This is a genomic window from Pseudacidovorax sp. DMC4, from assembly GCF_056314265.1.
The window spans coordinates 351,892-366,991 of record NZ_JBQUYR010000001.1; the positions used below are offsets into that span (position 1 = coordinate 351,892).

Sequence of the window (15,100 nt, forward strand, 5' to 3'; positions counted from 1 at the left end):
TTGTCCGAAAAAACGCGAATTATCAGATGCCCGCTCCCGCCACCGGCCTCTACGGCCTTGCCCGCCCCTTCCTGTTTCGCATGGATGCGGAAGCGGCCCACGAGCTGACGCTGGCGCAACTGGCAAGGACGCAGAACACGCCCCTGGCCGCGCTGTACACGGCCAGGCGGGTGGAAGACCCCATCGAACTGGCGGGCCTGCGCCTGCCCAACCGCGTGGGACTGGCCGCGGGCCTGGACAAGAATGCCCGCTGCATCGACGCCTTTGCGGCGATGGGCTTCGGCTTCGTGGAGGTGGGCACGGTCACCCCCCGGGCGCAGCCGGGCAATGTGCGCCCCCGCATGTTCCGGTTGCCGACGGCCGAGGCCCTGATCAACCGGCTCGGCTTCAACAACGAAGGCCTGGACAGCTTCGTGACCAACGTGAAGCGCGCGCGTTTCCGCCAGCGCCGCGGCGGCCTGCCGATGCTGCTCGGACTCAACATCGGCAAGAACGCGAGCACGCCGATCGAGCGGGCTGCCGACGACTACCTCGCCTGCCTGGACGGCGTCTATGCCCACGCGGACTACGTGACCGTCAACATCTCGAGCCCCAACACGGCCAACCTGCGCAGCCTGCAGAGCGACGAGGCGCTCGACGCCTTGCTGGGAGCGATGGCCGACCGGCGGGCGCAGTTGCACGAGCGCACCGGCAAGCGCACGCCCATCTTCCTGAAGATCGCCCCTGACCTGGAAGACGCGCAGGTGGCCGTCATTGCCGGCGCTCTGCGTCGCCAGGGGATGGACGGCGTGATCGCCACCAACACCACGCTCGCGCGCGATGCGGTGCAAGGGCTGCCGCATGGGCAGGAAGCTGGCGGGCTTTCCGGGGCACCGGTGCGCGAAGCGAGCAACCGCGTGATCCGGCAACTGCGGGAAGCGCTGGGCGCCGATTTCCCGATCATCGGCGTCGGCGGCATCCTGAGCGGTGCCGATGCGCAGGCCAAGATCGCCGCGGGCGCCGATGCGGTGCAGATCTACACGGGTCTGATCTACCGCGGTCCGGGCCTGGTGACCGAGGTGGCCAAGGCGCTGCGCGGCGCCCGCTGACCTACACGGCGGCCGGAAAAAAGCGCGAGACCGGCGCTGGGGCCGGCCTCGGCGGCATTCAGCGCAGTTTCCAGAGGATCGGCAATGCCCAGCCGGCCCAGCGGACCAGCCGCCGCGGGCCCAGCACCGCAACCATGGCAGCGGCTGCGGCACCGGTCGCGATGGGATGCTCACGCGCCATGCGCATGGCAGTGGCCGACAGAGGCTGCGTTGGCGGTTGCGCTGCAGCACGGGCTGCGGCCTCGGCCTCGGCGGCCGCACGGCGCTCCTGCAACAACGCCCGCCGCGCGCGTTGCTCGGCGATCCGGGCCAGGACTTCTTCACGCATTGCCGCGACTTGAACGGGATCGGGCCGCGCCGGGGCGGCGTCGGGCTCTGCACCGCCGGACAGGTCGCGCCGCAGTTCCTGCGCCAAGGGATGGACAGCCTGCGAGGTCTGCCTCACCCGCGCCAGCAGCAACGCCAGCAGCACGACCCAGACGACGGTCCACGCCAGAGCCACCCACCAGGCCGCGCGGACACGAAACGGGCCATCCCAGTAGTGGACGACCACGGCCGCCGAAAGAACGACACCCACCACAACACTGACCAGGGCCAGCAGCGCCGACAGCAGCGCCGATTGCGCCAGCGGCGCACGGGCATCCTGCCAGGCGAGGCCCGCCAGTTGCGCACGGTCGTGGACACCCAGCGCGGCCTCCGCACCGGCCGCCTTCCAGCGCCGCAGCCGCGGACCCAGGCCCAGCATGTCGAGCAGTCGGCTCATGCCCGACCTCCTCCGCAGGGGCGCGGGTGGCGACTCAGGATGGTCGCCATCAACGGCGGCTGCCGATCAGCAGGCCCACCAGCACGCCGACGGCCAGGGCCGCACCGGCGATCTGCCAGGGCTCATCGTGCGCATAGGCATTGGCGGTCTGGGCAGCCTCCTTGGCCTTCTTGGCCGCTACCTTGCTCTTCTCGGCGGCCAGCTCACGGGCGATCGCGAGCTTGGTGTCGACGCGCTGCTTCAGCGCCTTGAGCTGGGGAACGCCTTCGAGGTCCTTGTTGGACAGAACGCCGCGGACATCGCTGGCAAGGTCTTCGACCACGGCGTTGGCAGCGGCTTCGAGATTCTGGGTGACGGACATGAAATACCTTCCCTCGTATTCAGGACATCGGCGACGCGCCGACAACGAAAACCACCTGAAGGCGGTATGGAAGGATATTAATCCCCGCATCGCATCACATTGCCCACGGACAGGCACACGGTCGGCATTAGTGACCCGGCTTGCGTCGGCATTCACCACCTGTTAGGCCAGCACAAAGCTGGCCCGACGATGGCGCCGGCGCTCAGAGGGTGCGCCACCTGAAGGCGGCGGCACGCATGAAGGAGTGATGCACCCGCATGCGCAGGGACACCTTGCCACGCATGGCCGGCACCACCGGCGACGGGGGCAACTGCCCGGGCGTCGGTGGCGTGCCGCGGTCGGGCTGGACCGGCAATTCGGCCGGGTCGGCTGGCGGCGTGCTCATCGTGGACAGGCGGGCAGAGACTTGCAGCATCACGGTCGAACTCCTTCAATGGTCGGCTCTGGGCAAGGCGGTCACAGCGGACTTTCTTGCGGGGTGACCACACTGTTGCCCCTCGCCGGCGCCTACAGGCCGGGCGTTGCGCGCCAAGACGTGTCAGCAGGCAAAACCATTGCCTGAGGCAGGGTCACCCACGGGCATGAAGGTCATTTCTGGCAAGCCGTGCCGTCGGCGGCGCAAGTCGTGGATTTCCCGGATTGCAATCCGTAAATTTCATTCGGAAGCGAAGGCACTCGGCGCACTTCTTGCGTAGCATCCCCCCATGGACATCTCCGGTCGCCCTCCCTTGCCGTCGCTGCGTCATTCCCGTTTCGAGGATATCCAGGCCCTGTGCGCCGGCACGCTGTTCGTGGCCATGGCGCTGGTGCTCTTCGGCCAGGCGGGTCTGCTCACGGGCGGCACCGCCGGTGCGGCCTTCCTGCTGCACTACGCCACCGGGATCGGGCTCGGACAGGGGTTTTTCCTGCTGAATCTGCCCTTTTACGGCTTTGCCTGGAAGCAGATGGGCGGCGAGTTCACCGTCAAGACCTTTGCGGCGGTGCTGCTGCTGTCCGTGCTGACGGAGTTGGCGCCCCGCTTCATCTCGATCCAGGCGCTGCACCCGGCCTTCGCCGCCGTGTTCGGCGGCCTGATGCTGGGCACAGGTTGCCTGTTCCTGGCCCGCCACCGGGCCAGCCTGGGCGGAGCCACGGTCATCTCGCTCTATCTGCAGGAGCGCCGCGGCTGGCGGGCCGGCAAGGTGCAACTGGCCATCGACTGCGCCGTGCTGCTGGCCGCCCTGTTCGTGGTGGAGCCGGCACGGGTCGGCTGGTCGATCCTCGGCGCCGTGGTGATGGGCGGGTTCCTCTGGATCAACCACCGGCCGGGCCGCTACGTCGGCAGCTGAACGCCCGATTTCTGCGGCGTTCAAGGACGCGGGCGCCCCTTTCACATCCTGATCCGCGACTTGTGCCGCGCGGCGCCACTGCCGCAGCCGCCCGCGCGCCCTCACGTCAGGACCCGCTGCTATATTGCGGCGCAGCGAAACTTGCGCCTCCAGACCCCATGCTGTACCACCTCTATGAAGCCCAGCGCTCGTTGATGGAGCCCTTTGCGGACTTCGCACGGGCCGTCTCCAAGCTCTACGGCAACGGCTCCATGTTCAGCCAGTTGCCGATGGCCCAGCGGGTGGCCGCCGGCTACGACCTGCTCTACCGACTGGGCAAGGACTACGAGAAGCCCGAGTTCGGCATCCAGTCCGTCGAGGTGGACGGCGCCGACGTGGTCATCCACGAGATCGTGGAGGTGGACAAACCCTTCTGCCAACTGCGCCGCTTCAAGCGCTACACGGACGACCCGGAGGTGCTGGCCACGCTCAAGAGCCAGCCCGTCGTCCTGATCGTGGCGCCCCTGTCGGGCCACTATGCCACGCTGCTGCGCGACACCGTACGCACCATGCTGCAGGGCCACAAGGTCTACATCACCGACTGGAAGAACGCCCGTACGGTGCCCCTGTCCGACGGCGAGTTCCACCTGGACGACTACGTCAACTACGTGGAGGAATTCATCCGCCACGTTCAAGCCGAGTACGGCAACTGCCATGTGATGAGCGTCTGCCAACCAACGGTGCCCGTGCTGGCGGCCATCTCGCTGATGGCCAGCCGCGGCGAGGCCACGCCGCTCACGATGACGATGATGGGCGGCCCCATCGACGCGCGCCGCTCACCGACCTCCGTCAACAACCTGGCGACGAACAAGAGCTTCGAGTGGTTCGAGAACAACGTCATCTACCGCGTGCCGCAGGGCTTTCCTGGCGAAGGGCGCCGGGTCTACCCCGGCTTCCTGCAGCACACCGGCTTCGTGGCGATGAACCCCGACCGCCACGCCACCAGCCACTACGACTATTTCAAGGATCTGGTCAAGGGCGACGATGCCAGCGCCGAGGCCCACCGCAAGTTCTATGACGAGTACAACGCCGTTCTCGACATGGATGCGGATTACTACCTGGAGACGATCAGCACCGTCTTCCAGGAGTTCAAGCTGGTGCATGGCACCTGGGACGTGCGCAACGAGGCAGGCCAGATCGAGCGCGTGCGGCCACAGGACATCCGCCAGTCGGCGCTGCTGACCGTGGAAGGCGAACTGGACGACATCTCCGGCTCGGGCCAGACCCGTGCCGCACACGACCTGTGCACGCAGATCCCCGCGGAGCACCGCGAGCACTACGAAGTCGCAGGCGCCGGCCACTACGGCATCTTCAGCGGCCGCCGCTGGCGCGAGAGGGTCTATCCGAAGGTGCGCGCCTTCATCGCCGCGCATGACCAGCCCCAGACGCGCGATGACGCTCCGCTGGCCGCGGAAGATGTTCGCCGCCGCCCCCCACGTGCGGTCACGCCCGCCGCTGTGCCGGCCGAGCAAGCAGCGCCCGCCCCTTCTGCAGCGGCCCCGGCGCCCCGCAAGGCGGCCGTCCGCAAGACGTCACAGCCCGCCCGCAAGGTGGCCGAGCCGCCGCCTGTGGCAGCCGCCTCGCCGTCGGCAGCTGACGCTGCCCCCCGCAAGTCCCCCGCACGCCGGCGCACCCGCGCCTGAGCAACGAACCTGCGAAGCCCATGCCCCGCATGCATAGGGACCGCCTGCTCGACGCCCTGCCCCAGACGCAGTGCACCCGATGCGGCTACCCGGACTGTGCCGGTTATGCGGCGGCAATGGCCGATGGCAGCGCCGACATCGACCGCTGCCCACCGGGCGGCGCCGAGGGCGTGCGGCGGCTGGCGCAACTGCTCGGCCGGGACGAACGCCCACTCGACCCCGAATGCGGCAGTGAGGGCGCCCGAACCCTGGCCGTGATCGATGAAGCCTGGTGCATCGGCTGCACCCGCTGCCTGGAGGTCTGCCCCACGGACGCCATCCTGGGGTTCCACAAGCGCATGCACACCGTGATCGAAGCCCACTGCACGGGCTGCGAACTGTGCGTGCCGGTGTGCCCGGTGGATTGCATCGGCCTGGAAGTGGTCACGCCTGGCCTCAGCGGCTGGGCCGCATGGTCACAGAAGCAGGCGGACCATGCCCGCCAGCGATACCTTGCGCGCACACATCGGCTGGAAATGGGGAACGCGGTTGCTGGTCAGTCGCCGCCCGACAATGCGCCCGCGACGCAGGGGTCGCAGCAGATGCCGGATGAGACCGCGGAACGCAAACGCCGTACCGTCGAGGCGGCAATGGCCCGCGCCCGCGCCGCGCGGCAGCCGAGCTCGCACCACTGAGCACGCCAGAGGCATGGCTGCGGACACCCTCGCCCTCTACGCGCTGACCTCCGCCATCCTCGCGATCACCCCGGGCCCGACGATGCTGCTGGCCCTGTCCAACGGGATTGCAGGCGGCATGCGGCGGGCTGCGTGGGGCATCGCCGGTGCAAGCCTTGGAAGCACGGTGGTCATCAGCGTCGTGGCGCTGGGCCTGGGCTCGGTCCTGGCGGCCTCCCGCTGGGTCTTCGATGCGCTGCGTGTGGCAGGGGTGCTTTACCTGGCGTGGCTTGGCCTCAGGATGTGGCGCAGCGCCGCGCCCGACCTGCGCACCGCCATCGCTGCCACACCCGACGGTCCGGCCCAGGGCAGCAAGGCCCTGTTGCGCAGCCTGGCAGTGGCCCTGACGAATCCGAAGGCCCTGCTCTTCTTCGCAGCCTTCCTGCCGCAGTTCGTGGACGTGCATGCGCCTCAGGCAGCGCAGTACCTCGTCCTGGGTTGCGTATTCATCGCCATCGACACGGCAGTGATGCTCGCCTACGCCGGCGCGGGGACGCAGGTCGTGCGCTGGTTGTCGAAGCGCAGCCTGCAATGGCTCAACAAGGGCTGCGGCGCAGGCATGTGGCTGCTTGCAGGCGCGCTCGCCCTCTGGCGCCGCCCCGGCGTCTGAGACTACCGCCACCGGTAGGCAAACAACCTGCGCACCAGCGCTTGTCTGCCGCCCAGGACGGCGCGGGCGGCCTCAGCCAGCGCTCGCCGCCAGCGCGCCGAAGGCCTTCACCACCTCCGGCGGTGCCTGCACCAGCTCGATCAGCACGCCCTCGCCGGAGATGGGGAATTCCTCGTTGCCCTTGGGATGCAGGAAGCAGATGTCGAAGCCGGCCGCGCCGCGGCGGATGCCGCCCGGCGCGAAACGCACGCCCTGCGCCGTCAGCCATTCCACGGCGCGCGGCAGGTCGTCGATCCACAGGCCCACGTGGTTCAGCGGCGTGGTGTGCACGGCTGGCTTCTTCTCGGGGTCCAGCGGCTGCATCAGGTCGACTTCCACCTTGAAGGCACCGCTGCCGATGGCGCAGATGTCCTCGTCGACGTTCTCGCGGTCGCTCTTGAAGGTGCCGGTCATCTCCAACCCCAGCATGTCGACCCACAGCGTGGCCAGGCGCCGCTTGTCGATACCGCCGATGGCGATCTGCTGGACGCCCAGGACCTTGAACGGACGTTGGGTGCTCATTCGCATGCTCCTTCATTGGCAGCCACGTCATGGCCGCGCAGACCCAGCCTGGCCAGCAACTGCCGGTCGGCCTCCACATCGGGATTGCCGGTGACCAGCAGCTTGTCGCCGTAGAAGATCGAATTGGCGCCAGCCAGGAAGCACAGCGCCTGCACCGCGTCGCCCAGCTGCTGTCGGCCGGCCGACAGCCGCACGCGGGCCTTGGGCATCAGGATGCGCGCGACAGCGATCACGCGCACGAAGTCCAGCGGATCGATGGGATCGCTGTCGGCGAGCGGCGTACCCGGCACGCGCACCAGGCTGTTGATGGGCACCGACTCCGGATAGGGATCGAGGTTGGCCAGTTGCGCCAGCAGGCCGGCGCGGTGCACCGGCGCCTCGCCCATGCCCACGATGCCGCCGCAGCAGACGCTGATGCCGGCCGCGCGCACGTGGGCCAGGGTGTCGAGCCGGTCCTGGTAGGTGCGGGTGTCGACGATGTCGCCGTAGTACTCGGGCGCGGTGTCGAGGTTGTGGTTGTAGTAGTCCAGGCCGGCGTCGCGCAGGGTCCGGGCCTGATGGGCTTCCAGCATGCCCAGCGTGGCACAGGACTGCAGGCCCAGGCCCTTCACGGCCTGCACCAGTTCAGCCACCTTCTCGATGTCGCGGTCCTTGGGTGCACGCCAGGCGGCGCCCATGCAGAAGCGCGTCGCACCGGCCTCCTTCGCAGCCTGGGCGGCGGCGGTGACCTCTTCAACGCTCATCAGCTTCTGCGCCTTGACGCCGGTGTCGAACTCGGAGGACTGCGGACAGTAGCCGCAATTCTCCGGGCAGCCCCCGGTCTTCACGGAGAGCAGCGTCGCCAGCTCGATGTCGCCGGCCGGCCAATGTTCGCGGTGCACGGTCTGCGCGTGGAACAGCAGCTCGTTGAAGGGCAGGTCCAGCAGGGCCTGCACCTCCTCGACGCGCCACCGCGGGGCGGTGGTACCCGAGGCCGCAGGTGCCGCACGGCGCAGCACCACGGGACGTTCAAGGGTCGTGGCCATGCGCTCGGTCGTAGGCACGCCCATTCAGTTGAACTCCAGGATCACCTGATCGACCGCCAGCGATTCGCCCTTGCCGGCGGTGATCTTGCCCACCACGCCGTCCTGCGCCGCGAAAAGCACGTTCTCCATCTTCATGGCCTCGATGACGGCGAGCTTCTCGCCGGCCTGCACCTGTTGGCCTTCCTTGACGGCGACGTCCACCAGCAGCCCGGGCATGGGCGAGAGCAGGAACTTGCTCATGTCCGGCGGTGCCTTGTAGGGCATCAGCGACTGCAGGCGCGCACCCAGCAGGGACAGCACCATGGCCTCGATCTGCGTGCCGTTGTGCTGCACGCGCAGGGCCAGCGGGTTCTTGCCGGCTCCGCGCTCGACCTGGGCCGTGAACGGCTGGCCGTTCACGCGCCCTTCGACGCGGATGCCGCCGAGCGGCGAGCGGCTTTCGAGCTGGTAGCTGCGGCTCCCGACCTGCACCGCGCTCGCGCCCGTGGCGCCCTGGAAGTCGGTCACGCTCACCGGCGTGTGGCGATGCTCGCCGTCTGCGGCCAGCGTGACGACCACGAACTGCTCACCCACCTTCACGCCATGGCCCGCCAGCTGGCCGCTGATGCCCGAGGCGCGCGCACGATAGCGGCGGTGCGCATAGGCGGCCAGGGCGACAAGGAAGTCGGGGTCGTCGTGCGGCACGTCCTCGGCCCGGAAGCCATGGCCATAGTGCTCGGCGATGAAGCCGGTGTTGAAGTCACCGCTGACGAACTTGGGATGCGCCAGCAGCGCCGCCTGGAAGGGGATGTTGCTGTGGATGCCGCGGATCGCGAAGCCGTTGAGCGCCTCGCGCATCAGCGCGATGGCATGCGCGCGGTCGCGGCCGTGCACGATGAGCTTGGCGATCATCGAGTCGTAGTACATGGGGATCTCGCCCCCCTCGTACACGCCCGTGTCCACGCGCACGCCATAAGCATCGGGCGCGTTCGGCTCGGAAGCCGACAGCGACTCGGCCGGCGGCTGGAACTTCACCAGCCGGCCCGTCGATGGCAGGAAGTTGCGGAACGGGTCTTCCGCATTGATCCGGCATTCGATGGCCCAGCCGTCGCGCTTCACGTCGGCCTGGGTCAACGGCAGCGGCTCGCCGGCCGCGACGCGGATCATCAACTCCACCAGGTCCAGCCCGGTGATGCACTCGGTGACCGGGTGCTCCACCTGCAGGCGCGTGTTCATCTCCAGAAAGTAGAAGTCCTGGTTCTTGCCGACCACGAACTCCACCGTGCCGGCGGACTGGTAGTTCACGGCCTTGGCCAGCGCCACGGCCTGCTCGCCCATGGCCTTGCGCGTCGCATCGCTGATGAAGGGCGACGGCGCCTCCTCGATCACCTTCTGATGGCGTCGCTGGATGGAGCATTCGCGCTCGTTGAGATAGATGACGTGGCCCTGGCTGTCGCCCAGCACCTGGATCTCGATGTGCCGCGGCTGTTCCACGAACTTCTCGATGAAGATGCGGTCGTCGCCGAAGGAATTGCGTGCCTCGTTGCGGCAGGCGGTGAAGCCCTCCAGCGCCTCCTTGTCGTTGAAGGCGACACGCAGGCCCTTGCCACCGCCGCCAGCACTGGCCTTGATCATCACCGGATAGCCGATGCCCTTGGCGATCTCCACCGCCTGCTCGGGCGTGTCGATGGCTTCGTTGTAGCCGGGGATGGTGTTGACCCTGGCCTCGTTCGCCAGCTTCTTGGACGCGATCTTGTCGCCCATCGCCGCGATGGAATAGTGCTTGGGGCCGATGAAGACGATGCCCTCTTCCTCCACGCGCTTGGCGAAGGCCTCGTTCTCCGACAGGAAGCCATAGCCGGGATGCACCGCCTCGGCGCCGGTCTTCTTGCAGGCCTCGATGATGCGGTCGGCCTGCAGGTAGGACTCGCGCGAGGGCGCGGCGCCGATGTACACGGCCTCGTCGGCCAGCTCGACATGGCGGGCGTCGCGGTCCGCGTCCGAATACACGGCAACCGTCGCAATGCCCATCTTGCGGGCCGTCTTGATGACGCGGCAGGCGATTTCGCCGCGGTTGGCGATCAGGATCTTCTTGAACATGTGTAGCGCTCCCGGGCTCATCAAAGAGGAATGTTCCCGTGCTTGCGCCACGGGTTCTCCAGCTTCTTCTCGCGCAGCATCACCAGGCTGCGGCAGATGCGCTTGCGCGTCTCGTGCGGCAGGATCACGTCGTCGATGTAGCCGCGTGCGCTGGCCACGAAGGGGTTAGCGAAGCGGGCCTTGTACTCGGCCTCGCGGGCGGCGAGCTTTTCGGGGTCCTTCTTCTCCTCGCGGAAGATGATCTCCACCGCGCCCTTGGCGCCCATCACCGCGATCTCTGCGCGCGGCCAGGCCAGGTTCACGTCGCCGCGCAGGTGCTTGGAGGCCATCACGTCGTACGCACCGCCATAGGCCTTGCGCGTGATGACCGTGATCTTCGGCACCGTGCATTCGGCATAGGCATAGAGCAGCTTGGCCCCGTGCTTGATGATGCCGCCGTATTCCTGGCTGGTCCCGGGCATGAAACCGGGCACGTCCACGAAGGTGACGACCGGGATGTTGAAGGCATCGCAGAAGCGCACGAAGCGCGCCGCCTTGATCGAGCTCTTGATGTCCAGGCAGCCGGCCAGCACCAGCGGCTGGTTGGCGACGATACCCACGCTCTGGCCTTCCATGCGCGCGAAACCGATCACGATGTTCTTGGCGTAGTCGGGCTGCAGCTCGAAGAAGTCGCCGTCGTCCACGACCTTGAGGATCAGCTCCTTCATGTCGTAGGGCTTGTTGGCGTTGTCGGGCACCAGCGTGTCCAGCGAGAGGTCGGCCCGGTCGGCCGGATCGCCGCTGGGGCGCACCGGCGGCTTCTCGCGGTTGGACAACGGCAGGTAGTTGTACAGGCGGCGCAGCATCATCAGCGCCTCCACGTCGTTCTCGAAGGCCAGGTCGGCCACGCCGCTCTTGGTGGTGTGGGTGACGGCGCCGCCCAGTTCCTCGGCCGTGACGCTCTCGTGCGTCACCGTCTTCACGACCTCGGGGCCGGTGACGAACATGTAGCTGGAGTCCTTCACCATGAAGATGAAGTCGGTCATGGCCGGCGAATACACCGCGCCGCCGGCGCAGGGGCCCATGATCAGGCTGATCTGCGGCACCACGCCCGAGGCCATGACGTTGCGCTGGAACACATCGGCATAGCCGCCGAGCGAGGCCACGCCCTCCTGGATGCGCGCGCCACCCGAGTCGTTGAGGCCGATGACGGGTGCGCCGACCTTCATGGCCTGGTCCATCACCTTGCAGATCTTCTCGGCGTGGGCCTCGCTGAGCGCGCCGCCGAAGACGGTGAAGTCCTGGCTGAAGACGAACACCAGCCGGCCGTTGATCATGCCGTAGCCGGTGACCACGCCGTCGCCGGGGATCTTGTTGTCTGCCATGCCGAAGTCGGTGCTGCGGTGCTCGACGAACATGTCCCATTCTTCGAAGGTGCCGTCGTCCAGCAGCAGTTCAATACGCTCGCGCGCCGTGAGCTTGCCCTTGGCATGTTGCGCGTCGATGCGCTTCTGGCCGCCGCCCTGGTGCGCCTGCGCACGGCGGCGTTCGAGTTCTTCGAGGATGTCCTTCATGGTGTCCTGTCGGTTGGGGATGAGGTGGGCGGCGCATCGGTCGCCGTCCGGGATTCGGGGGATGGGAGCTCCGCGGCCAGGGCGAGCAGCTGGCGCGCGGCGGTCGACGCGGCGACATGGCCGGCGGCCACCCCCGCGGACACGCCGGCCAGCCTTTCGCGCACCTGCGGATGCTGGCGGAAGGCCTGGCGCAGGCCGGCCTCGATGCGCTCCCACATCCAGGCCAGGGCCTGCTTCTCGCGGCGCGCGGCCAGTCGGCCATTGGCCGTCTGCAACTGGCGGAACTCGGTCACGGCGGCCCAGAAGCGATCCACGCCGGCGCCCGTCAGGGCGCTGAGCTGCATCACGCGCGGCAGCCAGTGCCGCACCTCGGCGCCGGTGTGCGCGTCGTGCATCGCCTGTACATGCTGCGGGTTGCCGTGATGGCCGAAGAGCCGCAGCGCCGAGGTGATCTGCGCCTGGGCCCGGGTGGCGGCATCGGCATCGATGTCCGCCTTGTTGATGACGACCAGGTCGGCGATCTCCATCACGCCCTTCTTGATGGCCTGCAGGTCATCACCGGCATTGGGCAGTTGCAGCAGCACGAACATGTCTGTCATGCCGGCCACGGCCGTCTCGCTCTGGCCCACGCCCACGGTCTCGACGATCACCACGTCATAGCCCGCGGCCTCGCAGACCAGCATGGCCTCGCGCGTCTTCTCCGCCACGCCGCCGAGCGTGCCCGACGAGGGGCTGGGGCGGATGTACGCCTGCTCGTGCACCGAGAGACGCTCCATGCGCGTCTTGTCGCCGAGGATCGAGCCACCCGACACAGTGGACGACGGGTCGATGGTGAGCACCGCCACGCGGTGGCCGTGCTCGATCAGGTGCAGGCCCAGGGCCTCGATGAAGGTGGACTTGCCGACACCTGGGACGCCCGAGATGCCGAGGCGGAAGCTCTGGCCGGTGTGGGGCAGCAGCGCCGTGAGCAACTCGTCGGCCTGGGCGCGGTGGTCGGCGCGGGTCGATTCGAGCAGCGTGATGGCCTTGGCCATGGCGCGACGCTGGGCAGGGCCAGCTAGGCCAATGATGGCCTCGACCGAGACCTTGAATGGCGCTCCCATGCGGACAGCAATCAGGCTGCGACAGCCGCCCGGATCTGCTCCAGCACATCCTTCGCACTGGCTGGGATCGGCGTGCCGGGCCCATAGATGCCCTTCACGCCCGCCTCGTACAGGAACTCGTAGTCCTGCCGCGGAATGACACCACCGACGAAGACGATGATGTCGTCCGCGCCCTGCTTCTTCAGCTCCTCGATGATGGCCGGGACGAGCGTCTTGTGGCCGGCGGCAAGCGTGCTCACGCCCACGGCATGCACGTCGTTCTCGATGGCCTGGCGGGCGCATTCCTCGGGCGTCTGGAACAGCGGCCCCATGTCCACGTCGAAGCCCAGGTCGGCGAAGGCCGTCGCCACCACCTTGGCGCCGCGGTCGTGTCCGTCCTGGCCCAGCTTGGAGATCATCACGCGCGGCCGGCGGCCCTGGTCCTCGGCGAAGGCGTCGATCTCCTTCTTGAGCGCCTCCCAGCCTTCGGCCGAGTCGTAGGCGGCGGCATAGACGCCCGTGACCTTCTGCGTGTCGGCGCGGTGACGGCCGAAGGCCTTTTCCAGCGCGTCCGACACCTCGCCGACCGTGGCGCGCAGGCGGATGGCCTGGATGCTGAGGTCCAGCAGGTTGCCCTCGTTCTTCTCGGCCGCGGCCGTGAGTGCGTCGAGCGCCGCCTGCACCTTGGCGCCATCGCGCGCCGCGCGGATCTGCTGCAGCCGCGCCACCTGCTGGTCGCGCACCTTCATGTTGTCGATGGCAAGGATCTCGACCGGATCCTCGTTCTTGAGCTTGTACTTGTTGACGCCGACGATGACGTCGCGGCCCGAGTCGATGCGCGCCTGCTTCTCGGCCGCCGCGGCCTCGATCTTGAGCTTGGCCCAGCCGCTGTCCACCGCCTTGGTCATGCCGCCCATGGCCTCGACCTCCTCGATGATGGCCCAGGCGGCATCGGCCATGTCCTGGGTGAGCTTCTCCATCATGTAGCTGCCGGCCCAGGGGTCGATGACGTTGGTGATGTGCGTCTCTTCCTGGATGATGAGCTGGGTGTTGCGGGCGATGCGCGCGCTGAACTCGGTGGGCAGCGCGATGGCCTCGTCCAGCGCATTGGTGTGCAGCGACTGCGTGCCGCCAAACACCGCGGCCATGGCCTCGATGGTGGTGCGCACGACGTTGTTGTACGGGTCCTGCTCGGTGAGCGACCAGCCCGAGGTCTGGCAGTGCGTGCGCAGCATCAGGCTCTTGGGGTTCTTGGCGCCCGTGCCCTTCATGATCCGGCACCACAGCAGGCGCGCGGCCCGCATCTTGGCGACTTCCAGGTAGAAGTTCATGCCGATGGCCCAGAAGAAGCTGAGCCGCCCGGCGAAATCGTCCACGTCCATGCCCTTGGCGATGGCGGTCTTCACGTACTCCTTGCCGTCGGCCAGGGTGAAGGCCAGTTCCAGGGCCTGGTTGGCGCCGGCTTCCTGCATGTGGTAGCCGGATATCGAGATCGAGTTGAACTTCGGCATGTTCTTCGCCGTGTACTCGATGATGTCGCCGATGATCCGCATGCTCGGCTCGGGCGGGTAGATGTAGGTGTTGCGGACCATGAACTCCTTGAGGATGTCGTTCTGGATGGTTCCGCTGAGCTGGTCCTGCGACACGCCCTGCTCTTCCGCCGCCACCACGTAGCCGGCCAGCACGGGCAGCACGGCGCCGTTCATGGTCATGGACACGCTGACCTTGTCGAGCGGAATGCCGTCGAACAGGATCTTCATGTCCTCCACCGAATCGATGGCCACACCGGCCTTGCCGACGTCGCCGGTCACGCGCGGATGGTCGCTGTCGTAGCCGCGATGGGTGGCCAGGTCGAAGGCGACCGACACGCCCTGACCGCCCGCGGCCAGCGCCTTGCGGTAGAAGGCATTCGACTCTTCTGCAGTGGAAAAGCCCGCGTACTGGCGGATGGTCCAGGGCCGCACAGCGTACATCGTGGCCTGCGGGCCGCGGATGTAGGGCTCGAAGCCCGGGAGCGTGTCGCTGTAGTGCAGGCCCTGCAGGTCGGCCGCCGTGTAGAGCGGCTTGACCGTGATGCCGTCGGGGGTTGTCCAGTTGAGCGCCGAGACGTCGCCGCCGGGCGCAGACTTGGCCGCGGCGCGCGCCCAGTCTTCGAGGGTGGAGGGCTTGAATTCGGAATCCGCCATGCTTCGTCTCTCTCGCTTGACCTCTGGTGCCGGAAGTGCGGCCACGCTGGCCGACCCCGGGGAATCCCG

Annotated in this window: 14 protein-coding genes; 5 read left to right on the plus strand and 9 right to left on the minus strand. The window is 67.9% G+C overall.

All coding sequences use genetic code 11. The features are described from left to right. The first annotated feature begins 26 nt into the window (after positions 1 to 26). The gene (locus ACT54X_RS01505) at positions 27 to 1,088 is read left to right on the plus strand and encodes a quinone-dependent dihydroorotate dehydrogenase (protein WP_294373875.1); all 1,062 of its coding nucleotides are present in this window, start codon (positions 27 to 29) and stop codon (positions 1,086 to 1,088) included. A 58-nt stretch (positions 1,089 to 1,146) separates the two neighbouring features. On the opposite strand, the gene ACT54X_RS01510 is transcribed toward ACT54X_RS01505, so the two are convergent. The 3 genes from ACT54X_RS01510 to ACT54X_RS01520 all read right to left on the minus strand — a co-directional run bounded on the left by ACT54X_RS01510 (position 1,147) and on the right by ACT54X_RS01520 (position 2,627). Beyond that, positions 1,147 to 1,851: a phage holin family protein gene (locus tag ACT54X_RS01510; RefSeq protein ID WP_294373876.1), complete on the minus strand. Its 705-nt coding sequence runs from the start codon at positions 1,849 to 1,851 to the stop codon at positions 1,147 to 1,149. A gap of 49 nt (positions 1,852 to 1,900) precedes the next feature. Continuing rightward, on the minus strand, positions 1,901 to 2,212 hold the full coding sequence (locus ACT54X_RS01515) for a glycine zipper domain-containing protein (RefSeq protein WP_017760725.1): 312 nt from the start codon (positions 2,210 to 2,212) through the stop codon (positions 1,901 to 1,903). Positions 2,213 to 2,414: 202 nt separating this feature from the next. Further along, a complete protein-coding gene (locus ACT54X_RS01520; protein ID WP_476344613.1) occupies positions 2,415 to 2,627 on the minus strand; it encodes a hypothetical protein in 213 nt (70 codons plus the stop codon). Between the two features lie 289 nt (positions 2,628 to 2,916). Here ACT54X_RS01520 and ACT54X_RS01525 point away from each other — a divergent pair, with 289 nt between their 5' ends. The 4 genes from ACT54X_RS01525 (at position 2,917) to ACT54X_RS01540 (ending at position 6,545) form a co-directional block, all read left to right on the plus strand. Further along, positions 2,917 to 3,540: a YitT family protein gene (locus tag ACT54X_RS01525; RefSeq protein ID WP_234192105.1), complete on the plus strand. Its 624-nt coding sequence runs from the start codon at positions 2,917 to 2,919 to the stop codon at positions 3,538 to 3,540. Between the two features lie 158 nt (positions 3,541 to 3,698). Continuing rightward, positions 3,699 to 5,222 carry a polyhydroxyalkanoate depolymerase gene (locus ACT54X_RS01530; protein WP_476344615.1) on the plus strand — a complete coding sequence of 508 codons (1,524 nt, stop codon included), beginning with the start codon at positions 3,699 to 3,701 and terminating at the stop codon, positions 5,220 to 5,222. Between the two features lie 20 nt (positions 5,223 to 5,242). Next, the gene (locus ACT54X_RS01535; RefSeq protein WP_294373891.1) at positions 5,243 to 5,896 is read left to right on the plus strand and encodes an RnfABCDGE type electron transport complex subunit B; all 654 of its coding nucleotides are present in this window, start codon (positions 5,243 to 5,245) and stop codon (positions 5,894 to 5,896) included. Positions 5,897 to 5,909: 13 nt separating this feature from the next. Continuing rightward, on the plus strand, positions 5,910 to 6,545 hold the full coding sequence (locus tag ACT54X_RS01540; RefSeq protein WP_294373894.1) for a LysE family translocator: 636 nt from the start codon (positions 5,910 to 5,912) through the stop codon (positions 6,543 to 6,545). A 72-nt stretch (positions 6,546 to 6,617) separates the two neighbouring features. Here the strand turns inward: ACT54X_RS01540 and ACT54X_RS01545 are convergent, their stop codons facing one another. The 6 genes from ACT54X_RS01545 to scpA are packed head-to-tail and all read right to left on the minus strand — an operon-like array spanning position 6,618 to position 15,031. Further along, positions 6,618 to 7,106, minus strand: a complete 489-nt coding sequence (locus ACT54X_RS01545) for a VOC family protein (protein ID WP_294373897.1) — start codon at positions 7,104 to 7,106, stop codon at positions 6,618 to 6,620. Next, on the minus strand, positions 7,103 to 8,131 hold the full coding sequence (gene bioB, locus ACT54X_RS01550) for a biotin synthase BioB (protein WP_294373899.1): 1,029 nt from the start codon (positions 8,129 to 8,131) through the stop codon (positions 7,103 to 7,105). Before bioB ends, ACT54X_RS01545 begins: the two co-directional genes overlap by 4 nt. A 24-nt stretch (positions 8,132 to 8,155) precedes the next feature. Continuing rightward, the gene (locus ACT54X_RS01555) at positions 8,156 to 10,210 is read right to left on the minus strand and encodes an acetyl-CoA carboxylase biotin carboxylase subunit (protein ID WP_476344618.1); all 2,055 of its coding nucleotides are present in this window, start codon (positions 10,208 to 10,210) and stop codon (positions 8,156 to 8,158) included. A gap of 20 nt (positions 10,211 to 10,230) precedes the next feature. Continuing rightward, the gene (locus tag ACT54X_RS01560) at positions 10,231 to 11,763 is read right to left on the minus strand and encodes an acyl-CoA carboxylase subunit beta (protein WP_294373905.1); all 1,533 of its coding nucleotides are present in this window, start codon (positions 11,761 to 11,763) and stop codon (positions 10,231 to 10,233) included. Continuing rightward, complete coding sequence (gene meaB / locus ACT54X_RS01565; protein WP_476344621.1) at positions 11,760 to 12,866, minus strand: methylmalonyl Co-A mutase-associated GTPase MeaB; 1,107 nt, start codon at positions 12,864 to 12,866, stop codon at positions 11,760 to 11,762. The genes ACT54X_RS01560 and meaB overlap by 4 nt, the downstream gene beginning before the upstream one ends. Positions 12,867 to 12,877: 11 nt before the next feature. Then, positions 12,878 to 15,031, minus strand: coding sequence for a methylmalonyl-CoA mutase (scpA, locus tag ACT54X_RS01570; RefSeq protein WP_476344623.1), 2,154 nt, complete (start codon positions 15,029 to 15,031; stop codon positions 12,878 to 12,880). Positions 15,032 to 15,100 lie beyond the last annotated feature (69 nt).